Annotated in this window: 22 protein-coding genes; 8 read left to right on the forward strand and 14 right to left on the reverse strand. The window is 72.0% G+C overall.

Features of this window, described 5'->3' with window-relative positions:
• Positions 1-37: 37 nt before the first annotated feature.
• A complete protein-coding gene (locus ACIGAQ_RS17895) occupies positions 38-796 on the forward strand; it encodes an alpha/beta hydrolase (protein WP_362277344.1) in 759 nt (252 codons plus the stop codon).
• A 74-nt stretch (positions 797-870) separates the two neighbouring features.
• Here the strand turns inward: ACIGAQ_RS17895 and ACIGAQ_RS17900 are convergent, their stop codons facing one another.
• Entirely contained in the window at positions 871-1,821 is a 951-nt protein-coding gene (locus ACIGAQ_RS17900) for a LysR family transcriptional regulator (RefSeq protein WP_311680017.1), read from the reverse strand.
• 63 nt (positions 1,822-1,884) lie between these two features.
• Here ACIGAQ_RS17900 and ACIGAQ_RS17905 point away from each other — a divergent pair, with 63 nt between their 5' ends.
• Both ACIGAQ_RS17905 and ACIGAQ_RS17910 read left to right on the forward strand, forming a co-directional pair.
• Positions 1,885-3,156: an MFS transporter gene (locus tag ACIGAQ_RS17905; RefSeq protein WP_399783809.1), complete on the forward strand. Its 1,272-nt coding sequence runs from the start codon at positions 1,885-1,887 to the stop codon at positions 3,154-3,156.
• A gap of 184 nt (positions 3,157-3,340) precedes the next feature.
• Positions 3,341-4,357, forward strand: coding sequence for a sigma-70 family RNA polymerase sigma factor (locus ACIGAQ_RS17910; RefSeq protein WP_311680021.1), 1,017 nt, complete (start codon positions 3,341-3,343; stop codon positions 4,355-4,357).
• On the opposite strand, the gene ACIGAQ_RS17915 is transcribed toward ACIGAQ_RS17910, so the two are convergent.
• Positions 4,241-4,627: an STAS domain-containing protein gene (locus ACIGAQ_RS17915; RefSeq protein ID WP_399783812.1), complete on the reverse strand. Its 387-nt coding sequence runs from the start codon at positions 4,625-4,627 to the stop codon at positions 4,241-4,243. The genes ACIGAQ_RS17910 and ACIGAQ_RS17915 overlap by 117 nt on opposite strands.
• 135 nt (positions 4,628-4,762) lie before the next feature.
• On the opposite strand from ACIGAQ_RS17915, the gene ACIGAQ_RS17920 reads away from it, so the two are divergent.
• The gene (locus ACIGAQ_RS17920) at positions 4,763-5,683 is read left to right on the forward strand and encodes an AEC family transporter (RefSeq protein ID WP_311680025.1); all 921 of its coding nucleotides are present in this window, start codon (positions 4,763-4,765) and stop codon (positions 5,681-5,683) included.
• 7 nt (positions 5,684-5,690) lie between these two features.
• On the opposite strand, the gene ACIGAQ_RS17925 is transcribed toward ACIGAQ_RS17920, so the two are convergent.
• Positions 5,691-6,467, reverse strand: a complete 777-nt coding sequence (locus ACIGAQ_RS17925) for a helix-turn-helix domain-containing protein (RefSeq protein WP_399783816.1) — start codon at positions 6,465-6,467, stop codon at positions 5,691-5,693.
• Positions 6,468-6,689: 222 nt separating this feature from the next.
• Here ACIGAQ_RS17925 and ACIGAQ_RS17930 point away from each other — a divergent pair, with 222 nt between their 5' ends.
• Genes ACIGAQ_RS17930 through ACIGAQ_RS17940 form a run of 3 tightly spaced genes read left to right on the forward strand, consistent with a single transcriptional unit; the run spans position 6,690 to position 9,173 of the window.
• Positions 6,690-7,358: a DUF4097 family beta strand repeat-containing protein gene (locus tag ACIGAQ_RS17930; protein WP_399783819.1), complete on the forward strand. Its 669-nt coding sequence runs from the start codon at positions 6,690-6,692 to the stop codon at positions 7,356-7,358.
• Between the two features lie 31 nt (positions 7,359-7,389).
• Positions 7,390-8,358 carry an ATP-binding cassette domain-containing protein gene (locus ACIGAQ_RS17935; protein WP_399783822.1) on the forward strand — a complete coding sequence of 323 codons (969 nt, stop codon included), beginning with the start codon at positions 7,390-7,392 and terminating at the stop codon, positions 8,356-8,358.
• The gene (locus ACIGAQ_RS17940) at positions 8,355-9,173 is read left to right on the forward strand and encodes an ABC transporter permease (RefSeq protein WP_311680033.1); all 819 of its coding nucleotides are present in this window, start codon (positions 8,355-8,357) and stop codon (positions 9,171-9,173) included. The genes ACIGAQ_RS17935 and ACIGAQ_RS17940 overlap by 4 nt, the downstream gene beginning before the upstream one ends.
• Positions 9,174-9,285: 112 nt before the next feature.
• Here the strand turns inward: ACIGAQ_RS17940 and ACIGAQ_RS17945 are convergent, their stop codons facing one another.
• The 8 genes from ACIGAQ_RS17945 to ACIGAQ_RS17980 form a co-directional block, all read right to left on the reverse strand.
• Positions 9,286-10,569, reverse strand: coding sequence for a thymidine phosphorylase (locus ACIGAQ_RS17945; protein WP_399783826.1), 1,284 nt, complete (start codon positions 10,567-10,569; stop codon positions 9,286-9,288).
• Positions 10,570-10,641: 72 nt separating this feature from the next.
• A complete protein-coding gene (locus tag ACIGAQ_RS17950) occupies positions 10,642-11,046 on the reverse strand; it encodes a cytidine deaminase (protein WP_311680037.1) in 405 nt (134 codons plus the stop codon).
• Complete coding sequence (locus tag ACIGAQ_RS17955) at positions 11,043-12,317, reverse strand: ABC transporter permease (protein WP_399783829.1); 1,275 nt, start codon at positions 12,315-12,317, stop codon at positions 11,043-11,045. Before ACIGAQ_RS17955 ends, ACIGAQ_RS17950 begins: the two co-directional genes overlap by 4 nt.
• On the reverse strand, positions 12,314-13,432 hold the full coding sequence (locus ACIGAQ_RS17960) for an ABC transporter permease (protein ID WP_362277320.1): 1,119 nt from the start codon (positions 13,430-13,432) through the stop codon (positions 12,314-12,316). The genes ACIGAQ_RS17955 and ACIGAQ_RS17960 overlap by 4 nt, the downstream gene beginning before the upstream one ends.
• Positions 13,432-15,003: an ABC transporter ATP-binding protein gene (locus ACIGAQ_RS17965; protein ID WP_399783832.1), complete on the reverse strand. Its 1,572-nt coding sequence runs from the start codon at positions 15,001-15,003 to the stop codon at positions 13,432-13,434. Before ACIGAQ_RS17965 ends, ACIGAQ_RS17960 begins: the two co-directional genes overlap by 1 nt.
• A gap of 210 nt (positions 15,004-15,213) precedes the next feature.
• Entirely contained in the window at positions 15,214-16,263 is a 1,050-nt protein-coding gene (locus ACIGAQ_RS17970; RefSeq protein ID WP_362277315.1) for a BMP family ABC transporter substrate-binding protein, read from the reverse strand.
• Between the two features lie 298 nt (positions 16,264-16,561).
• Positions 16,562-17,605 carry a BMP family ABC transporter substrate-binding protein gene (locus ACIGAQ_RS17975; RefSeq protein ID WP_311680047.1) on the reverse strand — a complete coding sequence of 348 codons (1,044 nt, stop codon included), beginning with the start codon at positions 17,603-17,605 and terminating at the stop codon, positions 16,562-16,564.
• A 321-nt stretch (positions 17,606-17,926) separates the two neighbouring features.
• Positions 17,927-19,159 (reverse strand): M20 family metallopeptidase, encoded by a 1,233-nt coding sequence (locus tag ACIGAQ_RS17980; protein ID WP_399784620.1) that lies wholly within the window; start codon positions 19,157-19,159, stop codon positions 17,927-17,929.
• Positions 19,160-19,457: 298 nt separating this feature from the next.
• Here ACIGAQ_RS17980 and ACIGAQ_RS17985 point away from each other — a divergent pair, with 298 nt between their 5' ends.
• Positions 19,458-20,156: a class I SAM-dependent DNA methyltransferase gene (locus ACIGAQ_RS17985; protein ID WP_399783837.1), complete on the forward strand. Its 699-nt coding sequence runs from the start codon at positions 19,458-19,460 to the stop codon at positions 20,154-20,156.
• Between the two features lie 180 nt (positions 20,157-20,336).
• Here the strand turns inward: ACIGAQ_RS17985 and ACIGAQ_RS17990 are convergent, their stop codons facing one another.
• Genes ACIGAQ_RS17990 through ACIGAQ_RS18000 form a run of 3 tightly spaced genes read right to left on the reverse strand, consistent with a single transcriptional unit; the run spans position 20,337 to position 23,796 of the window.
• Positions 20,337-21,521, reverse strand: coding sequence for a hypothetical protein (locus ACIGAQ_RS17990; protein WP_311680051.1), 1,185 nt, complete (start codon positions 21,519-21,521; stop codon positions 20,337-20,339).
• 47 nt (positions 21,522-21,568) lie between these two features.
• Positions 21,569-22,507, reverse strand: a complete 939-nt coding sequence (locus tag ACIGAQ_RS17995; protein ID WP_311680053.1) for an N-acetylneuraminate synthase family protein — start codon at positions 22,505-22,507, stop codon at positions 21,569-21,571.
• 14 nt (positions 22,508-22,521) lie between these two features.
• The gene (locus ACIGAQ_RS18000) at positions 22,522-23,796 is read right to left on the reverse strand and encodes an N-acylneuraminate cytidylyltransferase (protein WP_362277308.1); all 1,275 of its coding nucleotides are present in this window, start codon (positions 23,794-23,796) and stop codon (positions 22,522-22,524) included.
• Positions 23,797-23,820: the final 24 nt, after the last annotated feature.

The raw sequence follows: 23,820 nt of genomic DNA on the forward strand, positions 1-23,820 counted from the left end.
GGGTCGAGTACACCCACCCTTCTGACACTGTTCTGTCATGGCACACCAAGCGACGCCGGCTCGCAGGGCCCGGCTGGGAAGGGCACTCGGACCGGAGCCGACGGCGGTGAGCGGCGTGGTGCTGCTGCTCCCCGGTGGTGACGAGGTCTCCGGCCGCAGACCGTCGCCGTTGCTGGCGACCGCCTCCGTCCGGGGCCTGGGGCGCCGGCTGGCCCGCGCGGGCCGGGAGGAGGGTCTCGCCGCGCACGTGGTGCACTACCGCTGCCGCGGCTGGAACGGCAGCGAGGCGAATCTCTCCCGCGACGCGGCCTGGGCGGCGGACGAGGCCGTGCGGCGGTACGGGGACGTCCCGGTCTGTCTCGCCGGGGTGGGGATGGGCGGCCGGGCGGCGCTGCACGCGGCCGGGCACGAGGCCGTCAACTCCGTGGTGGCGCTGGCTCCCTGGCTGCCGGAGGAGGACGTGGCGGCGCCACCCGAACCGGTGAGGCAACTGGTGGGCCGGCAGGTGCTGATCGTGCACGGCACGAACGACGAGCGGACGGATCCGGAGCTGTCGTTCCGGCTGGCGGCGCGGGCGAAGAAGGCCAACCGTGACGTGTGCCGGTTCGAAGTGCACGCGGACGGACACGGGTTGCATCAGTACCGGGACGAAGTGCTGGCGCTGGCCGAGGACTTCGTGATGGGGGCGGTGTTCGGGCGGGCCGTGTCGCGGCCGGTGCGGGATGCGCTGGCCGCGCCGCCGCCGCTGGGGTTGCGGATGCCGCTGGCCGCGGGGTTCAGTCCTGCGCGGCGGTAGCGCCGTCCGGGTTGCTGTGTTCTTCGGCCCGCGGGTCGCGTGTGGTTGCTCGCGCAGGTCCCCGCACCCCGGGATCAGGGCAACAGGCTGCCCCTTCTGGAGAGAAGGAACTTCTTGAAGGCGGCTACCGGCGGCGTGTCCGGATGGCCTTCCAGCCAGGCCACGCCGATTTCCCGGACCGCCCTGGGTGCGGTCACCGTCAGTTCGGCCACTCCCGGGCGCGGGACCGCCGGCGGGGGCAGGAGGGCGACGCCCAGGCCCGCCGCCACCAGACCCCGCAGGGTCTCGGCCTCCTCGCCCTCGAAGGCGATGCGGGGTTTGAAGCCGGCCTCCTTGCACAGGTCGTCGGTGATGCGGCGCAGGCCGTAGCCCGGCTCCAGGGTGACGAAGGTTTCGTCCGCCGCCTCGGCCAGGCGGATGCGGCGACGGCCGGCCAGGCGATGGCCGTCGGGGACGACCAGGCGCAGCTTCTGTTCGTCCAGGCGGCGGGCGACCAGGTCCGGGGCGTCCGGGACCGGGGAGGTCAGACACAGGTCGAGGTCGCCGGCGCGCAGGCGTTCGAGCATGGCCTCGCCGTAGTTCTGGACGAGGCTGAAGCGGACGCGGGGGTGGTCGGCGCGGAAGGCCTGGAGGAGGCCGGGTACGGTCTCGGCGCCCATGGTGTGCAGGAAGCCGAAGGCGACCTTGCCGGTGGTGGGGTCGGCGTCGGCCCGGACCTCCTCGACCGCGCGCCCGACCTCCGCCAGGGCACGCTCGACCGAGGTCAGGAACGTGCGGCCGGCCGGGGTGAGAGAGACCGTGCGGCCGTGCCGGGCGAACAGGTCGACGCCCAGGTCCTGCTCCAGCCGGGCCATGGACCGCGACAGCGTCGACTGCGGGACGTTCATCTCCTGCGCCGCGCGGGTGACGTGCTCGGTGCGGGCCACGCCGGCGAAGTACGCCAGGCGCGGCGCCAGCGACAGCACCATGTCTTCTGTGTCACTGGACGGTGACAACCACTCCGCTGAACTGCGTTGATGCACCATGGGAACGATTATGGCCGTTCCATGCATTGGACGGATCAGTGGGCGCGTCCGTACGTTCGAGGCATGTCTCCCGCCAGTACCGGGGCGTCCACCGTCGTGGGCGCCGCTGCCTCCGCCCCTGCTCCCGACTCACGCATGACCCCGGGCGGGCCCGGCTACCGCCGGATGAGCCTCGCCCTCTTCCTCGCGGGTGTCGCGACCTTCGCGCTGCTGTACTCCACCCAGGCGCTGCTCCCGCTGATCTCCGGCGAGTTCGGGGTGGCGGCGAGCGACGCGAGCTGGACCGTGGCCGCCGCGACGGGCGGACTGGCGCTGTTCGTGCTGCCGATGAGCGCGCTGTCCGAGCGCTTCGGACGGCGTACGGTCATGACGGCCTCGCTGGCCGTGGCGGTGACCGTCGGACTGCTGGTGCCCTTCGCCCCCTCGCTGGGCGTCCTGGTGGTGCTGCGGGCGCTCCAGGGCGCCGCGCTGGCCGGTCTGCCGGCGTCGGCGACGGCGTATCTCGCGGAGGAGGTCAGCCCCAAGGCGCTGGTCACCGCGATCGGGCTGTTCGTCGCGGGCAACAGCGTCGGCGGGATGAGCGGCCGGGTCATCACCGGCTGGGTCGCGCAGGAGTGGGGCTGGCGGGTCGCCGTCGGGGTCATCGGCGTGCTCGCCGTGGCCTGCGCGGTGGCCTTCCGGGCGCTGCTGCCCGCCCCGCGGCACTTCGCGGCCGGCTCACTGCGCCCCCGCGTCCTCGCCCGCACGGTCCGCGACCACCTGTCCGACCCGCTGCTGTGCCGGCTCTACGCCATCGGCGCGCTGTTCATGACGGTGTTCGGCGGGGTGTACACGGTCATCGGCTACCGGCTGACCGAGGCGCCGTTCTCGCTGCCGCAGGGCGTCATCGGCTCGATCTTCCTGGTGTACCTGGTCGGCACGGTGTCGGCGTCGACGGCCGGACGCCTGGTGGGCCGGCTGGGCCGCCGGGGCGCGCTGTACGCGGGCGGCGGCACGACGGCGGCGGGCCTGCTGCTGTCCCTGGCGGGCTCGCTGCCGCTGGTCCTGCTGGGCCTGGTCCTCATCACGGCGGGCTTCTTCGCGGGCCACGCGGTGGCCTCCTCGGCGGTCAGCAAGACCGCCGCGCACGGCCGCGCCCAGGCCTCTGCGCTGTACCAGTCCGCGTACTACATCGGCTCCAGCGCGGGCAGTACGGCCGGCGCCCTCGCCTTCCACGCGGGCGGCTGGGCCGGGACGGTCGGGGTCGGGCTGCTGGCGGTGGCGGGCGTCGTGACGATCACGGTGTTCGGCACTCGGGCGGCCCGCCTGCAACGACGCCTCACCCCTGCCGCCTGAGCCCCCGAGCGGGCCGCTCCCCCGGTCGGGCCCGGGGGCCGGGACCGTCGGCAACCGTTGTGGATCACCGCCGTTGACCTGCGCCTTCATGCGCTCGGGGGGCCGTTGTCAGTGGGCTGCGGTAGCTTCCGAAGTGCTGGGGCGCAATGGCGCGTGAACAGAACGTCCACAGGGGTGGGTGGAGATGGCGAACAGCACGGCGACACCGACGGATCTGGACAGCAGGCTGGAGGCACACCGCACGGAGCTGACGGGCTACTGCTACCGGATGCTCGGCTCCTCCTTCGAGGCGGAGGACGCGGTGCAGGACACGATGGTCCGCGCCTGGCGCAGCTACGACAAGTTCGAGGGCCGCTCCAGCCTCCGCTCCTGGCTCTACCGCATCGCGACGAACGTGTGCCTGGACATGCTGACCGCGGGCAACAAGCGCGCCCGGCCCATGGACCTGACGGACTCCACCCCGCTCGCCCAGGCGGCCCTCTCCCCCCGACCGGACAACACCTGGCTGGAGCCCATGCCGGACGCCCGCGTGCTGCCCACGACCCACGACCCGGCGGAAGCGGCCGTCGCCAAGGAGTCCGTGCGGCTCGCGTTCATGGCCGCCCTGCAGCAACTCCCGGCGAAGCAGCGGGCCGTGCTGATCCTGCGCGAGGTGCTGGCCTGGAAGGCGAGCGAGGTCGCCGAGCTGCTCGACACGTCGGTGGCGTCGGTCAACAGCGCGCTCCAGCGGGCCCGGGCCACCCTCGCCGAGCGGCAGGAGCCGGGCGCGGAGGCGGCCGTCTCCGACCCGCTCGACGAGGACCAGCAGAAGCTGCTGGACCGCTATGTGGCGGCTTTCGAGGGCTACGACATGACGGCGCTGACGGCCCTGCTGCACGAGGACGCCGTCATGACGATGCCGCCGTTCGACCTGTGGCTGACCGGCGTGCGGGACATCACCGGCTTCATGACCACGCTCGGCGCGCCCTGCGCGGGCTCCCGGCTGGTGCCGGTGCAGGTCAACGGCCTGCCGGGCTTCGCGCAGTACAAGCCGGACCCGGAGAAGGGCGGCTTCACGCCGTGGGCGGTCCAGGTGCTGGAGATCTCAGACGGCCGGATCACCGGGTTCCACTGCTTCCTCGACACCCAGCGCTGGTTCCCGCTCTTCGACCTGCCCCTCCATCTCGAAGCGGAGACCGACCAGGTCGAGCAGGGCGCATAGGGCCGGGTCGGGGTCGCGCAGCCTGATCCGGCCCCCGGCCCGGCGGGCGGCCAGCTGGAGCCGCGCCAGCAGGTCCACGGCGGCCAGCCCCGGCGGGCCCAGCCCTGCGACGTCACAGACGACCACCCGGGCACCGCCGGCCTGCAGCAGTGCCCGCACGTCGTCGCTCAGCCCGCTCACCTCGTCCCGGGTGACGGGTCCGGGCAGTACGAGCACGGGCGGTGTCATGGCGTCCACGATCGGTAGACCGGGCGGGCGGCGGTAACTCATCGGGCGGTCCGTCCGGGAGGCGCCGCGAGGATCACATTGACCCGGCTGCCGCGTCCCCCCGAGGGTTGGCTGTATGCCCCATACATCTGCCCCTCCCGCGCCGTGTGACTCCTTCCGCACCGGTCGGGGGGTGCCGTGCGGGGGGTGCTGAGCGGTTTCGCCGTCATCGCCGTCGTCATCGCGGTCGGCTATCTGATCGGTCGCCGGGGGTATCTGGGCGACGGCGGGCGGGAGGTGCTCACGAAACTCGCCTTCCACGTGGCCTCCCCCGCCCTGCTCTTCACGACGCTCGCCGGGGCCGACCTGTCGGTGATCTTCTCCGACCGGCTGCTGGTGACGGCGCTGAGCACGGCAGCGGCGGCGGGTGTCTTCGTGGCGGTGGGCGCCGTCCGCGGCTGGGGGGTGGGCCGGACGACGATCGGCGCCCTGTGCTCCAGCTACGTCAACTCCGGGAACCTGGGCATCCCGATCGCGGTGTACGTGCTGGGCGACGCGTCCCTGGTCGCGCCGGTGCTGCTGTTCCAGCTGGTCGGTGTCACACCGGTGGCGCTGACCGTCCTGGACCTGGCGAGCGGCGGGGCGAAACGGCCCCTGTGGCAGCGCCTGCTCACCCCGCTGCGCAACCCGATAGCGCTCGGCTCGCTGGCCGGGGTGGCGGCGTCGGCGTCGGGCCTGACCGTGCCGGGGCCGCTGCTGGATCCGCTCACCCTGATCGGCAACATGTCCGTCCCGGCGGTGCTGCTGGCCTTCGGCATCTCCCTGCGCGGCAGCACTCTTCCCCTGCGCGGGGCGGAGCGGGCCCCCGTGCTCCTCGCCGTGACCCTCAAGTCGGTCGTCCAGCCCCTGGTCGCCTGGGCCCTGGCGGCGGGCGTGTTCGGTCTGCGCGGGGCGCCCCTGCTCGACGTGGTGGTCACGTCCGCCCTGCCGGCGGCGCAGAACCTGTTCACGTACGCCGGCAGTTACCGGGTGGGCGAGGTGCTGGCCCGGGAGGCGATCCTGCTGTCGACGGTCCTGGCGGTGCCGGTCCTGGTGGTGGTGGCGACCCTGCTGGGGTGACGGGCCCTCAGCCGGCGGCTGTGCTTCGCCCGGTGGCGTTCCCGGCCGGCTCGGGGGCGTCGTCCGCCGTCGTGGGGGACTTCGTGTAGAGGACGTCGCGGGCCTGTTCCGCCGCGCGGGCCATGCTCTCGGTGACGAAGTCGACGAAGCGGGCGATGCCCTCCAGGCGGACGGCGGCCGGAGTCCCGGGGCCGAGAACGCCCACGCCCTGCCGTGCGGCCTCCGCGATCCGGGCACTGCCCCGGGCGGCGGCGATCATCGACTGGTACCAGACGTCGTCGTCGACGATGTAGTGCTCGCGGCGGCGTTCGTCGCGCTCGCGGCGGATGAGGCCCTGGCTCTCGAGGAACGCCACGGCCTTGGAGACGGACGCCGGGCTGACCTGGAGGCGGCGGACGAGCTCGGCGGCGGTGAGGCTGCCCTCGTCGGTGGTGTAGAGGCAGGTCAGCACCCGGGACATCATCTTGGGCAGGCCCTGCTGCATGAAGAGGGTGGTGAACACCTCCTCGTACGCGCGCACGGCCTCGGGGTCCCGGCCGTGGGGCAGCGGGGGCGCGCCGGCGTCCCGGGGCACGGCCCGCCTGCGGCGGTGGGCGCGCTGCTCGGTGGCCCGGTGGGCCAGGTCGGCGCGGTAGGCGGTGGGGCCGCCGTTGCGCATCACCTCGCGCGTGACGGTCGAGGTCGGGCGGTCCAGGCGCCGGGCGATCTCCGCGTAGGCGAGTCCGTCGGCCAGTCCCAGCGCGATCTGCTGGCGTTCCTGCTGGGTGAGCCTGCCTCCCGGCATCGCGATCTCCTCCGTCGTGCGTGGACGCCCCACAGTAGCGTTCACCTGGCATGGTTGCAACGCCTACCCTTGGGGCTTGTTGCATTGAATCTCGATCCATTGCAATGAAATATCTACAGTCACCTGCACTGATGGCGCTCTTACGCAACAAGCTTGTTGCCGAATCCGCGAACGCAACGTAGCGTTTGCGATGTCAGAAACACGGATCTGAAGGAGTGCACGATGCAGACGTTCCCCACCACCGCCCCGGTTTCCGCCGTTCTCGACATCCCCGCCGGAGCCATCCGGTTGATCGCCGCCGACCGGCCCGACACCACGGTCGAGGTCCGGCCCGCCGACGGCTCCAGGAGCCGCGACGTGCAGGCCGCGGAGCGGATCGAGGTCGCCTGCGCCGACGGGGTCCTGCGGATCGTCGCCCCCGAGGCGAAGAACCGCGTGCTCGGGCACTCCGGTGCCGTCGAGATCACCGTCCAGCTGCCGGCCGGCTCCCGCGTGGAGGCGAAGGCCGCCGCCGGCGAACTCCGCGGCGTCGGCCGGCTCGGGGACGTCGTCTTCGAGGGCGCGCAGGCCACGGTCAAGCTCGACGAGGCCGGATCCGCCCGGCTGGACCTGTCGGCCGGCGACGTCTGCGTCGGGCGCCTGAACGGCCCCGCCGAGGTCAGCACCCGGAAGGGCGACATCACCGTCACCGAGGCCGTGTCCGGCGCGCTCACGCTGCGCACCGAACACGGCGGGATCACGGTCGGCGCCGCCCGCGGCGTCTCGGCCTCCCTGGACGCCGGCACCTCCTACGGCCGGATCCACAACGCGCTCCGCAACACCGACGGCGCCGCCGCCCTGACCATCCACGCCACCACCGCCCACGGCGACATCACCGCCCGCAGCCTGTAGCCACCCGAGACCCCTGAAGGAGCACCTCCCCATGACGGACCTGGCCATCGCGGCGACCGGGCTGCGCAAGTCCTACGGCGACAAGACCGTCCTCGACGGCGTCGACCTGGCCGTCCCGGAGGGGACGATCTTCTCCCTCCTCGGCCCGAACGGCGCCGGCAAGACCACCGTCGTCAAGATCCTGTCCACCCTGATCGGCGCCGACGCGGGCGAGATCCGCGTCGGCGGGCACGACCTCGCCGCCCATCCGCAGGCCGTGCGGGCCGGGATCGGCGTCACGGGACAGTTCTCCGCGGTCGACGGGCTGATCACCGGCGAGGAGAACATGCTCCTCATGGCCGACCTGCACCACCTGCCGAAGGCCGAGGGGCGCCGCGTCGCCGCCGAGCTGCTGGAACGCTTCGACCTCGCCGACGCGGCGAAGAAGCCCGCCTCCACCTACTCGGGCGGCATGAAGCGCCGCCTCGACATCGCCATGACCCTGGTCGGCGACCCCCGCATCATCTTCCTCGACGAGCCCACCACCGGCCTCGACCCGCGCTCCCGCCACACCATGTGGCAGATCATCCGCGAACTGGTCACCGGGGGCGTCACCGTCTTCCTCACCACCCAGTACCTGGAGGAGGCCGACGAACTCGCCGACCGGATAGCCGTCCTCGACGACGGGAGGATCGCCGCCGAGGGCACCGCCGAGCAGCTCAAGCGGCTCGTGCCCGGCGGACACGTCCGGCTCCGCTTCACCGACCCGGCCGCCTACCGCCGCGCCGCCTCCGCCCTGCACCACGAGGTCACCCGGGACGACACCGCCCTCGTCCTGCACGTCCCCAGCGACGGCAGCCAGCGCGAACTGCGCCTGCTGCTCGACCGGCTGGACGCCTCCGGCATCGAGGCCGACGAGCTGACCGTGCACACCCCCGACCTCGACGACGTCTTCTTCGCCCTCACCGGCGGCACCCGCCGGTCCGTTCAGCCCGTTCAGCCCGAGGAGGCTGCCCGATGAGCTCCCCCCTGGCCCCCGCCCGCCCGGCCCGGCTCTCCCTGGCCCTGCGCGACTCGTCCACGATGCTGCGCCGCAACCTCCTGCACGCCCGGCGCTACCCGTCGCTGACGCTGAACCTGCTGCTCACGCCGATCATGCTGCTGCTGCTCTTCGTCTACATCTTCGGCGACACCATGAGCGCGGGCATCGGCGGCGGCCCCCCGGACCGGTCCGTGTACATCGCGTACATCGTCCCGGGTCTGCTCCTGATGACCATCGGCAGCACCACGATCGGCACCGCGGTCTCCGTCTCCAACGACATGACCGAAGGGATCATCGCCCGCTTCCGCACCATGGCGATCCACCGCGGCTCGGTGATCATCGGGCACGTCGTCGGCAGTGTGCTCCAGTCGATCGTCAGCGTGGTCCTCGTCGGCGCCGTCGCGGTGGCCATCGGCTTCCGCTCCACCGACGCCACCGTCCTGGAATGGCTCGCGGCGTTCGGACTGCTGGTGCTCTTCGCCACGGCGCTCACCTGGATCGCGGTCGGCATGGGCCTGGTCAGCCCGAACGCCGAGGCGGCGAGCAACAACGCGATGCCGCTGATCCTGCTGCCGCTGCTGTCCAGCGCCTTCGTCCCGCTGGACGCGATGCCGGGCTGGTTCCGGCCGATCGCCGAGTACCAGCCGTTCACCCCCGCCATCGAGACCCTGCGCGGACTGCTGCTGGGCACCGGCATCGGCCATCACGGCTGGCTCGCGGTGGCCTGGTGCCTGGGCCTCGCGGTCCTCGGCTACTTCTGGTCGACGGCCCGGTTCGACGCCGACCCGAAGTAACCGCCGGGGCGACGCGGGCCGCCTGGCGCACCGCGGCCCACGCCCAGGGGCGGCGCACCCGACAACCGTCGGAGTGCGCCGCCCCTTTCGTGTTCCCGCGGACGGAGGCGGGTCAGGCGATGCGCTCCAGCACCACCGGCGACGGCGTGAAGTCCGTACCGGCGGCGGCGATGTCGAAGGAGCCCTCGATGGCCTGCAGGGCGTACGCGAAGCGGTCCGGGGTGTCGGTGTGCAGGGTGAGCAGCGGCCGGCCCTCGGTCACCGTGTCGCCCGGCTTGGCGTGCATCTCGACGCCGGCGCCCGCCTGCACCGGGTCCTCCTTGCGGGCCCGGCCCGCGCCGAGCCGCCAGGCGGCGACGCCGATGTCGTAGGCGTCGAGCCGGGTGAGGACGCCGGAGGAGGGAGCCTTGATCACGTGCTGTTCCCGGGCCACCGGCAGCTCCGCGTCCGGGTCGCCGCCCTGGGCCCGGATCATCCGCCGCCAGACGTCCATGGCCGAGCCGTCGGCCAGCGCCTTCGCCGGGTCGGCGTCCTTGATCCCGGCCGCGTCGAGCATCTCGCGGGCCAGGGCGATCGTCAGCTCGACCACGTCGGCGGGGCCGCCGCCGGCCAGCACCTCGACCGACTCGCGGACCTCCAGGGCGTTGCCGGCCGTGAGGCCGAGCGGCGTCGCCATGTCGGTGAGCAGCGCGACCGTCCGCACGCCGTGGTCGGTGCCGAGGCCGACCATGGTGGAGGCCAGCTCACGGGCGTCCTCGATGGTCTTCATGAAGGCGCCCGTGCCGACCTTCACGTCCAGCACCAGCGAGCCCGTGCCCTCGGCGATCTTCTTCGACATGATCGAGGAGGCGATCAGCGGGATCGCCTCGACCGTGCCGGTGACGTCGCGCAGCGCGTACAGCTTCTTGTCGGCGGGGGCCAGGCCGTCGCCCGCCGCGCAGATCACCGCGCCCGTGGTGTCGAGGACGTGCAGCATCTCCTCGTTGGACAGCAGCGCCCGCCAGCCGGGGATCGACTCCAGCTTGTCGAGCGTGCCGCCGGTGTGGCCGAGGCCGCGGCCCGACAGCTGCGGGACGGCCGCGCCGCAGGCGGCGACCAGCGGGGCCAGCGGGAGGGTGATCTTGTCGCCGACTCCGCCGGTGGAGTGCTTGTCGGCCGTCGGGCGGGACAGGGACGAGAAGTCCATGCGCTCGCCGGAGGCGATCATCGCGGCCGTCCAGCGGGCGATCTCGCGGCGGTTCATGCCGTTGAGCAGGATCGCCATGGCGAGCGCGGACATCTGCTCGTCGGCGACCTCCCCGCGGGTGTACGCGTCGATGACCCAGTCGATCTGCTCGTCGCCGAGTTCGCCGCGGTCCCGCTTGGCGCGGATGACGGAGATGGCGTCCATGGCCATGGCTTGGCTTCCTTCCGAGGGTTCCACAAGCCGTACGGCCCCCCTGATCGACTCAGGAGGGCCGCACGGGAGTTACTTGCTGAGGTGGCCGGGCCCGAAGGCCTGCGGCAGCATCTCCGACAGCGGCAGGATGCCCGCCGGGGTCTCCAGCAGGAGGTCCGGGCCGCCGAACTCGTACAGCAGCTGGCGGCAGCGGCCGCACGGGACGAGCACCTCCCCGTCGCGGTCGACGCAGGTGAAGTGCGTCAGCCGCCCGCCGCCGGTGTTGTGCAGCTCGGAGACCAGGCCGCACTCGGCGCACAGGCCCAGCCCGTACGAGGCGTTCTCGACGTTGCAGCCGGAGATGATCCGGCCGTCGTCGACCCGGGCCGCCACGCCGACCGGGTAGCCGGAGTACGGGGCGTACGCCCGGGACATGGCGTCCCGGGCCACCACGCGCAGCCGCTCCCAGTCGACGGCCGGGCCGGCGTCGGTCACTTGCCCTGCCCCTTCCGGTACGGCAGCCCGTTGGCCTTCGGCATGCGCAGCCGCTGGGCGGAGAGCGCGAGGACGACCAGGGTGATGACGTACGGCGTGGCGGAGACGACCTGGTTCGGGACCTCGTCGGTGGAGGCGTACCAGGCGAACACCAGGGCGGCGACCACCGCGGTGATGATCGACGGGGCGTACTTCTTGCGGATCACCAGCCAGATCGCGCCGATGATCAGCAGCAGCGCGCCGAGCAGCAGCAGGGCGTGCACGTTGGCGGAGCCGCCGCGCAGGTTGAGGCTGTCGGTGTAGCCGAACAGGCCGGCGCCCAGGGCGAGGCCGCCCGGCATCCAGTTGCCGAAGATCATCGCCGCGAGGCCGATGAAGCCGCGGCCGCTGACCTGGCCCTCCAGGTAGAAGGGGTTGGCCACGATGGACAGGAAGACACCGCCGAGGCCGGCCAGGCCGCCGGAGATGACGACGGCGATGTACTTGTACTTGTAGACGTTGACGCCGAGAGACTCGGCGGCCACCGGGTTCTCGCCGCAGGAGCGCAGCCGCAGGCCGAACGCCGTGCGCCACAGGATCCACCAGGTGGCGGGGATCAGCGCGACGGCGAGCAGGGTCAGCCAGGACACGTTGGTGACCAGGCCGCCGAGCAGGCCGGCGATGTCCGAGACGAAGAACCAGCCCTGGTTGTTGAGGTCGCGCAGGGCGTCGGACAGGCCGGGCACCGTGAAGTGGCCGAGGGAGTCCACCGCCGGGGACTGCTTGGCGGAGCCGCCGGTGTGGCCCTCGAAGGCGAGGGGCGCGAGGTAGCGGGTGGCGCCGAGGGCGAGGATGTTGATCGCCACACCGGAGACGATGTGGTTGACGTTGAAGGTGACGGTGACGAAGGCGTGCAGCAGGCCGCCGATCGCGCCGCCGAGGATGCCGACCAGGACACCGGTCCACGGGCCCCACTGGAAGCCGGCCCAGGCACCGAACCAGGTGCCGAGGATCATCATGCCTTCGAGGCCGATGTTGACCACGCCCGCGCGCTCGGCCCACAGGCCGCCCAGACCGGCGAGGCCGATCGGCACGGCGAGCTGGAGCGCGGTGGACATCTGGCTGACGTTGGTGATGCCGTCGGCGCCGGTGATGAGGCGGACGATCGAGGTGAGCGCCAGTCCACCGGCGATGATCAGCAGCAGGACGGGCCACGACAGGCGGCGGCCGGTCGGCGCCGGGGGCTGCAGCGTGGGCTGGTTGACGTCGGTCGCCGAGGTAGGAGCGGTCATCGGCCAGCCACCTCCTTCGTGTTCTGGGCGCCGAGGACGTGGCCCGCGGCGAGTTCGGCGCCGACGCGGCGCTGCTGGCGGCGCAGGCCCCATTCGCGGACGGCCTCGTAGGAGACGACGACGGAGAGCACGATCAGGCCCTGCATGATGACCGCGATCTCCTTGTCGTAGCCGTGGAAGTCCAGCTCGGGCGAGGCCTTGTCGAGCCAGGCCCACAGCAGGGCCGCGAAGGCGATGCCGACGGGGCTGTTGCGGCCGAGCAGGGCGATGCCGATGCCGAGGAAGCCGATGCCGGTGGGGAAGTTGAGGCTGTAGGTGTGGGTGTCGCCGAGCAGGATCGGCAGGCCGGCCAGGCCCGCGATGCCGCCGGAAATCAGCATGGCGCTGAGGACCATGCGCCTGGGGTCCACACCGCTGGCCGCGGCGGCGGTCTGCGAGGCGCCGGAGGCGCGCAGGTCGAAGCCGAAGCGGGTGCGGTTGAGGACGACCCAGTAGCCGATGCCGAGCAGCACGGCGAGCAGGACCAGGCCGTAGATCTCGCCGGCGTCGCCCATCGGGATGCCGGGGATCCAGCCGGACTCGTGCATCTCGCCGGTGGTGTTGTTGTTGCCGACCTTCACGCCGAAGACGTCCGGCAGCCACAGGTAGGCGATCACGGAGGTGGCGATCGCGTTGAGCATGATCGTGGCGACGACCTCGCTGACGCCGCGGGTGACCTTGAGGACGCCGGCGATGCCGGACCAGAAGGCGCCGGTGAGGACGGCCGTCAGGAGCAGCAGCGGGATCTGCAGGGCGGCGGGCAGGTTCATGTGGGCGCCGACGATGGCGGCCATCATGGCGCCGAGCTGGTACTGGCCGTCGACGCCGATGTTGAACAGGTTCATCCGGAAGCCGATGGCCACCGCCAGGGCCGCGATGTAGTACATCGACGCCTGGTTGATGACCAGCACCTGGATGTCCGAGAAGCCGATCTGCTCGAACATCAGGGCGAATGGCTCGACCGGGTTCTTGCCCGACGCGATCAGCACGATCGCGCTCAGGACGAAGGCCACGGCGAGCGCGATGACCGGTCCGGCCACCGCGAGGAGCAGCCGCTCCTTGTCGAACTTCTTCATCAGCGGGCCTCGTCTTCCGGAGACTCGGGGGCGTCTGCCTTCGAGATCTCGGGGGTCTCGTCGTGCTCGAGGTGCCCGGTGGCGGCACCGGTCATGGCCGAGCCGAGCTCCTCGGGGGTGATGGTGGCCGGGTCGGCGTCCGCGACCAGCTTGCCGTTGTAGATCACGCGCAGCGTGTCGGACAGGCCGATCAGCTCGTCCAGGTCGGCGGAGATCAGCAGCACGGCCAGGCCCTCGCGGCGGGCCTCGCGGATGTGGTCCCAGATGGCCGCCTGGGCGCCGACGTCCACGCCGCGGGTGGGGTGGGCGGCGATGAGGAAGCGGGGCTGGTGGCTCATCTCGCGGCCGACGATCAGCTTCTGCTGGTTGCCGCCGGACAGGGAGGCCGCCGTGACGTCGATGCCGGGGGTGCGCACGTCGTACGCCTCGACGATGCGGCGGGTGTCCTCCTGGGCCGCCTTCGGGTCCAGCCAGACGCCCTTGGCGAGGGGCTTCTCGGTGACGTGGCCGAGGATGCGGTTCTCCCAGAGGGGCGCCTCCAGAAGCAGGCCGTGGCGGTGCCGGTCCTCGGGGATGTAGCCGATGCCCTGCTCACGGCGCTTGCGCGTCGGCCAGGAGGTGATCTCCTCGTCGGCGAGCCGGATGGTGCCGGAGTCGGCGGACCGCAGGCCGATCAGCGCGTCGACGAGCTCGGTCTGGCCGTTGCCCTCGACACCGGCGATGCCCAGGACCTCGCCCGCGTGGATGGTGAAGGTGATGTCGTCCAGGAGCGCCTTGCCGCCGGGGGCCGTCAGGTGCAGCCGGTCGACGCTGATGACCGGGCGGTCGGTGACCGTGGACTCGGCCGTCTCGGGCGTGGGCAGCTCGCTGCCGACCATCATCTCGGCGAGCTGGCGCGGGGTGGTCTCGGCGGGGACGGCCGTGCCGACGGTGGTGCCGCGGCGGATGACGGTGATCTCGTCGGCGACGGAGAGCACCTCGCCGAGCTTGTGCGAGATGAAGATGACCGACAGGCCCTCGGACTTCAGTTCGCGCAGGTTGGCGAAGAGCGCGTCGACCTCCTGCGGCACGAGCACGGCGGTCGGCTCGTCCAGGATGAGGGTGGTGGCGCCGCGGTAGAGGACCTTGAGGATCTCCACGCGCTGGCGGGCGGCGACGCCGAGCTCCTCGACCAGGAGGTCGGGCTGGACGTCGAGGCCGTAGCGCTCGGAGAGCTCCTTGATCTTGCGGCGGGCCTTGGCGCCGATGCCGTAGAGCTTCTCGCTGCCGAGGACCACGTTCTCCAGGACCGTGAGGTTGTCGGCGAGCATGAAGTGCTGGTGGACCATGCCGATGCCGCGGGCGATGGCGTCGGCCGGGGACGAGAAGGCCACCTGCTGCCCGTCGACGGCGATGGTGCCCTCGTCCGGCTTCTGCATGCCGTAGAGGATCTTCATCAGGGTCGACTTGCCGGCGCCGTTCTCGCCGACGAGGGCGTGCACGGTGCCCTTGCGGACGCTGAGGTGGATGTCGTGGTTGGCCACGACACCGGGGAAACGCTTGGTGATCCCGGCGAGCTCGACGGCGGTCACCGATTCGTTGACCGCCGCTCCGGCCGGAGGGCTGCTGGACGCGTTGATGGCGCACTCTCCTGGGGACGGGGGCCGTCTACGCGCGTAGCGCCCCTACGGCATACAAAGGGGCCGACACCCCGCGGCGACGGGGCACGAGGAGCGGCTCCCCGTACCCCGTCGAGCGGACGCAACCCCGGGGGTTACCGCCTGCTTCGAGGCAGTCGCTCGTCAGCTGCTCTTGACCTTGATCTCGCCGCTGATGATCTTCTCCTTGGCCGTCTTGATGGCTGCCTGGAGCTCGGCGTCGTCCGCGAACTTCGGGTTGGAGTTCGACAGGCTCACCTCGCCGGTCTTCAGATCGCCACGAACGATACCGGTCTCGGGCTTGCCGTCCTCGACCGACTTCGCCAGGTTGTACACCGCCTTGGCGACGTCCTTCATCGCCGAGGTCAGGATCGAGTCCTTGTACTTGGCGAGCGCTTCCTGCTGGTACTGGTCCGAGTCGACACCGATGGCCCACACCTTGTTGGCGGCGGCGGCCTCGATGACGCCCTGGCCGGACAGGCCGGCGGCCGCGTAGACCACGTCGGCCTTCTTCTCGATCTGGCCCTCGGCGGCCGTCTTGCCCTTGTCCGGGCTGGAGAAGCCGCCCTCCTCCGCCGTCTGGGTGAGGTACTGGGAGAGGACCTTGACCTTCGGGTTCGTGTCCTTGACGCCCTGCTCGAAGCCCGCCTGGAACTTGTGGATCAGCGGGATGTCCACACCGCCCACGAAGCCGACGACGTTCGACTTGGTGCTCTTGGCCGCCGCGACGCCGGCCAGGTAGGAGGCCTGCTCCTCGCTGAAGACCAGGTCGGCCACGTTCTTGGAGTTGATCGTGGCGTCGTCGACGATGCCGAAGGTGGTGTCCGGGAACTTCTCGGAGGCACCCTTGATGGCCGCGGCGTACGCGTAGCCGACGCCGATGACCGGGTTGTAGCCCTGCTTCGCCAGCGAGGCGAGGCGCTGCTCCTTGTCGGCGTCCGTCTCGCCCTCGGTGGGCTCCACGTCGGCCGTCTGGTACCCGAACTCCTTCTTCGCCTGCTCCAGGCCCGCGTAGGCCGCGTCGTTGAAGGACTGGTCGCCCTTGCCGCCGACGTCGTACGCGATGGCGAGGCCCTTGTCGCCCTTCGAGTCCGACGACCCGGCGGAGGTCGAGGTGCCGCCGCAGGCGGAGAGCGCGAGGGCCAGGGAGGCGGTCGCTGCGCCTGCGACCGTGATCCGGGAAATCCGGCGCATGTGTGGGTGCTCCTGTCGTACAACCGAGGTCGCACAGCGCCGGGACGGTTCAGCTTCAGCGCTGGCTTCGCCGCAGATTAACGCGCGTAGACCTGCCTGAAAACCCCTTCTGTCCACCTTGTTATCCGCCCGTGGCCAAGCCCTCACCGGGCCTTGGCCCGGGTGTTGCCGACCGCAAACGGGGGGTGGCACTGGGTGATCCGCCTCGGCCCGCTCCGGGCCGGCCGGCCCGGGAAGCACGAAACGGGCGGACACCCCGTGAGGTGCCCGCCCGTCCCGATGCCCCGTGCGGGGTGTGCTACTCGGTCTTCACCTTGATGGAGCCGTCATCGATGCCCTGCTTCGCCTTGTCCACGGCCTCCTTGAGGCCGGCGACCTTGGCGAACTCGGGGTTCGACTCGGACAGGCCGACGCCGTCGACCTTCAGGTCGAAGGTCTGCGTGCCGGTCAGCGGCTTGTCGTCCTGGACCGACTTGGCCAGCGCGTACACCGCTCCGCCGACGTCCTTGAGCGCGGACGTGAGGATGTAGTTCTTGTACGGCGCGAGAGCGGCCTGCTTGTACTGGTCGGAGTCGACGCCGATCGCCCAGACCTTCGCCTTGGCGGCGGCCTCGATGACGCCCTGGCCGGACAGGCCGGCGGCCGCGTAGAGCACGTCGGCCTTCTTCTCGATCTGGCCCTCGGCGGCGGCCTTGCCCTTGTCGGGGCTGGAGAAGCCGCCCTCCTCCGCCGTCTGGGTCAGGTACTGCGACAGCACCTGCACCCCGGGCTTGGTGTCTTCGACGCCCTGCTTGTAGCCGGCCTCGAACTTGTGGATCAGCGGGATGTCCACACCGCCCACGAAGCCGACGACGTCGCTCTTGGTGGCCTTGGCGGCGGCGACTCCGGCGAGGTAGGAGGCCTGCTCCTCGGCGAAGACGAGGGAGGCGACGTTCTTGCCCTCGACGACCGAGTCCACGATGCCGAAGGTGGTCTTCGGGTACTTGGAGGCCACCGCCTTCATGGCCGGGCCGTAGGCGAAGCCGACGCCGATGACCGGGTTGTAGCCCTGCTTGGCCAGGGAGGCGAGGCGCTGCTCCTTGTCGGCGTCCGTCTCGCCCTCGGTGGGCTCGATGTCGGCCGTCTTGTAGCCGAACTCGTCCTTGGCCTTCGTCAGGCCGGCGTAGGCGGCGTCGTTGAAGGACTGGTCACCCTTGCCGCCGACGTCGTAGGCGATGGCGACGCCGCGGTCGCTGCTGTCGCTGTCGCCGCTGTCACTGCTGGTGCCGCCACAGGCCGTGGCGACGAGCCCCAGCGACGCGACCCCCACCGCGACGCGGGTCAGTTTCGAAATCCGACGCATCTGAAGTTCCCCATTCTCCGAAGCTCCGCAGCGGGTGCTCAGTTCGGCGCACATTAACGCGCGTAGACACTCCTGGGAACGGGTCGCCGCGGGGCCGTTATCCATTCGTGCCGATGGCCGGTTACGCCCTTGTGAACCACGGGATCGAACGGGGTCGAAAGGTGTACTCGGGGACACGGCGCGTGCCTGCTCGTCACGCGCACCAGGCTGCCCCCGGGGTGCGCGGGGCGCAACCGGGGGCGGCCGTGAGGGTTCGCGGGCGTCGTCCCTGCGGCGCCGTCGTGGCTTGTCGCGCCGTGCCCCGCGCCCCTGGGTGGGGTGCTAGCGCAGGCCGTTGACCAGGGCCGCTGCCGTGAAGAGTTCGACGCCTACCGTGATGGCCGACTCGTCGACGTCGAAGTCGCCCTGGTGCAGGTCGCGGATCTGGCGTTCGCCGGGGGTGCGGACGCCCAGGCGGGCCATCGCGCCGGGCACGTGCTCCAGGTACCAGGAGAAGTCCTCGCCGCCGAGGCTCTGTTCGGTGCCCACGACGGAGTCGACCCCGCGCCGGGCGATCATGGCGTCGCGCAGCAGCTCGGTCACACCGGGCTCGTTGACGACGGGCGGGACGCCGCGCACGTAGTTGATCTCCGACTTGGCGCGGTACAGATTGGCGATCTCGTCGATCGCCGCGACCACCACGTCGGGCGCCTGCCGCCACGCCTCGATGTCGAGGCAGCGCACGGTGCCGGAGAGCTCGGCGTGCTGCGGGATGACGTTCGGCGCGTGCCCCGACTCGATGCGGCCCCAGGTGATGGCGAGCCCGCTGCGGCTGTCGAAGCGCCGGCCGACCAGGGCGGGCACGTCGGTGACCACCCGGGCCGCCGCGGTGACCAGGTCGGTCGTCAGGTGCGGGCGCGCGGTGTGGCCGCCCGGGCCGTCCAGGCCGATCTCCAGCCGGTCGCAGGCGGAGGTGATGGGGCCCTCCCTCAGCCCGATCTTCCCCGCGTCGACCCGGGGGTCGCAGTGCACGGCGATGATCGCGCCGACGCCCTCCAGCGCCCCGCCCTTGATCGCGTCAGCGGCGCCGCCGGGCAGCACCTCCTCGGCCGGCTGGAAGACCAGCCGGACGGGCCGGGGCAGTTGGCCGCGCTTGTGCAGTTCGGCGAGGACGAGGCCGGCGCCGAGGGCGACGGTCGTGTGCACGTCGTGGCCACAGGCGTGCGCGCGGTCGGGCACGGTCGAGCGGTACGCGCAGTCCGTCTTGGTGTCCGGGATGGGCAGGCCGTCGATGTCCGCCCGCAGGGCGAGCATGCTGGGGCCCCCGTCCCACTGTTCGCCCACCACGCCGATGTCACAGACGAGCCCGGTCCCGACCGGGAGGACGCGCGGCTTGAGACCGGCCTTCTCCAGCCGCTCCTTGATCGCCGCGGTCGTGCGGAACTCCTGGTTGCCGAGCTCCGGGTGCATGTGCAGGTCGCGCCGGAACGCGATCAGCTCGGCGCGCAGGGCGTCGGGAAGCGCGCCGGGAAGCACGGCTCCCGCGGGAAGGTCGACCTCGGACTCCAGTGACATCAGTGGCTTCACCCTCTGAAGGGTAGGGCGCCGGGGTGGGCACCCGACCCTGGATCAACAAAACTTCAACCCGTTAGGGGAAGAAAATATGACTGCCGGACGCATGGCTATCAACTGAGATGGGTAAACTCGCCCGCCTTTCAGGCCGAGTCGGCGCTCGCGGCCCTCGTCTGTGACTTCGGCCACATCCGGCTCGGCGTTCCGGTATCCCTCCATCCTCCTTCACGGATACCACGCCCTGCGCGCCGAACACGGGCGCGTTCATCTGGCGGACGCATACGCCGATAGGGTGCGCCCCGTGCGCGCCGACAGCCCCGAGTTCCTCGACCCGACGCGGGCGTCCTACGACGCCGTCGCCGAGGCCTATGCCGCCGAGCATCCCGACAGCCTGGCCGGCAGACCGCTGGAGAGCGCACTGCTCACGGCGTTCGCGGCGCTGGCCGGTGCGGTCGGGGGGTCCGCGCGGCCCCCGGTGGCCGACCTCGGCAGCGGCCCCGGGTACGTGACGGCCCGGCTGCGTGACCTCGGGCTGCCGGTGTTCGGGGTGGACCTCTCGCCCCGCATGGTGGCCCTGGCCCGCCGGGCCCACCCGGACCTGCGGTTCCACGTGGGCTCGATGACCGCGCTCGACCTGCCGGACGAGTCGCTCGGGGGCGTCGTCGCGCTCTACTCGGTCATCCACGTGCCGGACGATCACCTGGCGTCGGTCTTCGCGGAGTTCCGCCGGGTGCTCGTGCCCGGCGCGCCCGTGCTGCTCGCCTTCCAGTCCGGCGCGACGGACGGGCACCGGCGCCTGACGGAGCGCTACGGGCAGCGGATCTCACTGGACTACTACTGGCGCACCCCGGAGTCGGTGACCGCCGTGCTCCGGCAGGCGGGTCTGGACCTTTACGCCCGGGTCGTACGGGAGCCGGAGGACGGCGAGACGCTGCCGCGCGCCTTCCTGCTGGCAAGAAGGCCGGCAGCGGCCGACGGGGCCGCACTCCCAGCGCCCTGAACCGCCCGGGCCGCACGCCCAGGAGCCTGAACCGCCGGGGACTGACGGCCGGCGGCCACCCGGCCCGGCCGGGCCGGAGTTCCGGCGGGTTTGGCCGGGACGCCCGGCGGCCGCCCGTGCCGCCGGCACGTGGCCGGTCGGCGGGCCCGCAACACCGGGGCGGGGCAGGGCGTCGGCGTTCTACCCCGCGGCCGCCGCGCCCGGTGCGGGCGTCGTTCCCGTCGTGAGGTTCGGCACGGCCGCGAAGGGCGCCGTGCCCGGCGGGTCGGCCGGAGGGGCCGGGGCCGTGGAGGGCTCGGGGCCCGTCGGGGCCGCCGTCGCCAGGCCGTGGGCCTCACGGGCCGTGCCCGTGACGCCGGAGAGGAAGCCCTGGGCGCGGGGCGAGGCGTGCGCGGTCAGCCAGGCCGGGTCGATGTCGCAGACGGCGACGCGGACCTCCGTGCCGGACAGGGCGAGCGGGAGGGTGTGGACGACCGTGGACGGGAAGCTGAGGATCGTGCGGCCGATGGGGCCGCGGCGGGCGATCAGTTCCAGCGGCAGCTCGGGGCGGACGATCTCCAGGCCCGTCTCGACCGCCAGGCGGTGCAGCTTGTCGGTGCTCTCGCGGCGGTGGGCGAAGTAGCGCGTGGCGCCGTGGGCCTTGGCCAGTGCGCGGACGGCCTCCAGGTAGCGGCCGTCGTCCACCACGCCCGTCTCCACCAGGGACGTGCCCACCAGGTCCGCGCCCTTGGTCAGGCGTGGCGGGCCGAAGCGGGCCCGGGTCCAGGCGAAGGCGTTGGCGCGGACCGTCACGCCCGGCGGGGTCTGCTCCATCGGCATGGAGGAGAAGATCTCGATGCGCCGGCTGTCGCCGGGGGTCAGGCGGCGGCGGGCCGAGGCCGAAACCGGCGCGAAGAGCACGTCCCGCGGGCCGGGCCGGCCGCCCTTGCGGTGCCAGCGCACCAGGCGCTCCCCCCGGGCCAGCTGCCCGACGAACTCCATCGTGGCCGTTCCGTCGTCGACGACGACCAGGTCACGGGCGCGGGTGATGGTCAGCAGCAGCTGGACGTAGCGGGAGAAGGGGTCCCCCAGCACCACGCGGCGTGCCCTGCGGAGCACGCCCGCGAGGCCGCCGATGGTCTGGAAGGGCGCCAGCGGTCCGCCGCGCGCCTCCTCCCAGCGGACCTCGTGCCCCTCGTCGCGGGCCAGGTCGGACATCCGCCGCAGCTGGCCGCGCGTCATGGGGTCGACGGGTGACAGCACCACGAGGGTGAGCCCCACGCCGGGGGCGTGCGCGTGCGCCCACTCCAGCACGTTCAGCAGCTGTACCGGGCTCTCGACGAAGGCGAGAGTGTGGGTGCCGGCGTTCCCGGCGCGGGGGCTCATCGACGTACGACCGTCCCGTCGTCAGGGGGGTGGTGGGGGTGGTGCGCTCAGACGCCGACCGGCTCGCCCGCAGCGTCGGCGATCTCCGCCTCGGCGACCACGCCGGCGACGCGGCGCAGCTTCTTCATCGGGCCCAGCTCGGACTCGTAGACCTTCTTGACGCCGTCGCCGAGGGAGGCCTCGATGGTGCGGATGTCGCGGACGAGGCGGGTCAGGCCCTGCGGCTCGACGGAGGCGGCCTGGTCCGAGCCCCACATGGCGCGGTCGAGGGTGATGTGACGCTCGACGAAGGTGGCGCCGAGGGCGACCGCGGCGAGGGTGGTCTGCAGGCCGGTCTCGTGGCCGGAGTAGCCGATCGGGACGTTCGGGTACTCCTGCTGCAGGGTGTTGATCACGCGCAGGTTGAGCTCCTCGGCCTTGGCCGGGTAGGTCGACGTGGCGTGGCACATCAGGATGTTGTCCGAGCCGAGGACCTCCACCGCGTGGCGGATCTGCTTCGGCGTCGACATGCCGGTGGACAGGATCACCGCGCGGCCGGTGGCGCGCAGGGCGCGCAGCAGCTCGTCGTCGGTGAGGGAGGCGGAGGCGACCTTGTGGGCGGGGACGTCGAACTTCTCCAGGAAGGCGACGGCCTCGGTGTCCCACGGGGAGGCGAACCAGTCGATGTTCTTCGACTTGCAGTAGTCGTCGATGGCGCGGTACTCGTCCTCACCGAACTCCACGCGGTGGCGGTAGTCGATGTAGGTCATCCGGCCCCACGGGGTGTCGCGCTCGATGTCCCACTGGTCGCGCGGGGTGCAGATCTCCGGCGTGCGCTTCTGGAACTTGACGGCGTCGCAGCCGGCCTCGGCGGCGGCGTCGATCAGCTTGAAGGCGTTCTCCAGCTCGCCGTTGTGGTTGATGCCGATCTCACCGCAGACGTAGACCGGACGGCCCGGGCCGACCTCGCGCGAACCGAACTGGCGGATACGGGAGTTGGTGCTCATGGCAGGAGATGTCCTTACTTGGTGAGGGAATCGAGAGAGGGGCCGAGGATCCAGCTGGCGATCTCTCGGATCGCGCCGTCGCCACCGGGGACGGTGGTGACCGCGCGTGCGGCGCCGCGCACGACGTCGTGGGCGCTCGCGACCGCCACGGGCCAGCCGACGAGGGCGAAGCACGGGAGGTCATTGACGTCGTTGCCGACGTAGAGCACGCGCTCCGGCGCGATGCCCTGCTCCTCGCACCACTGCTTCAGCGCGAGGTCCTTGCGGTCGATGCCGTGCAGCACCGGAAGCTTGAGCTTCCGAGCCCGGGCGGCGACCACAGGGTTCTGTTCCGTGGACAGGATCAGCATCCTCAGGCCGCTCCTGCGGAGGGCCGCGATGCCGAGTCCGTCCCCGCGGTGCACGGAGACGAACTCCCGTCCGTCGGAGTCGACGAGCACCCGGTCGTCGGTCTGGGTGCCGTCGAAGTCGAGGACGACCGCGTCGATGTCGTCGGCGGTCGGGAGGGCGCCGGGCCGGTCCGCGTCGAACAGCGGCGCGAGGGCCCGGGCGCGGGCGAGGTCGTGCGGGTCGTCGATCTCCAGCACGCGCGCCGGGTCCGTGCGGACCAGTTCGGTGCGGCCGAAGAAGCGGTGCCGGTGCTCGCGGAAGCCGGTCGCCTCCATGGCGTAGGCGGCGCCGGTCTCCAGCAGGTCCTGGGGGCGGTCCTGGCGGCGGGGCCGGAAGGACTTGTCGTGGTTGACGCCGTAGCCGCCGCCCACCGCGGCGGCGGACTCCGCGACGGAACCGGCGACGGCGATGTCCTCGACGGCATCGGCGTCGCGCCAGATGAACCCGTGGAAGGGCGCGACGGTGACGGCGGTGTCGGCGCCGTTCTCGGCGATCGCGGCGACGACCCCGTCGATGTCCTCGCGGACGAGGAACGGGCTGGTGCACTGCACGAGCAGGACCACGTCCACCGGCGCCCCGTGCAGGGCCTCGTGGGCGTCCATGGCGTGCAGGACGGCGGCCTCGGAGGTGGCGGTGTCGCCGGCGATGGCGGCCGGGCGCAGCACGACCTCGGCGCCGGCCTGGCGGGCGGCGGCCGCGATGGCCTGGTCGTCGGTGGAGACCACGACGTCGGTCACGAGCCGGGCGGCGCGGCACTCGCGGACCGCGCGCGCCACCAGCGGCACGCCGCCGACGGGCAGGAGGTTCTTCGCGGGCACGCCCTTGGAGCCGCCGCGTGCGGGGATCACCGCCAGCACGCGGCGCACGGAGGCGCCTCGGCCGGCTTCCGGTCGGGACATGGGCTCTACTCCTTGGGCAGGGGT

Source organism: Streptomyces sp. NPDC085932 (assembly GCF_044540525.1).
Classification (GTDB): Bacteria; Actinomycetota; Actinomycetes; order Streptomycetales; family Streptomycetaceae; genus Streptomyces; species Streptomyces levis.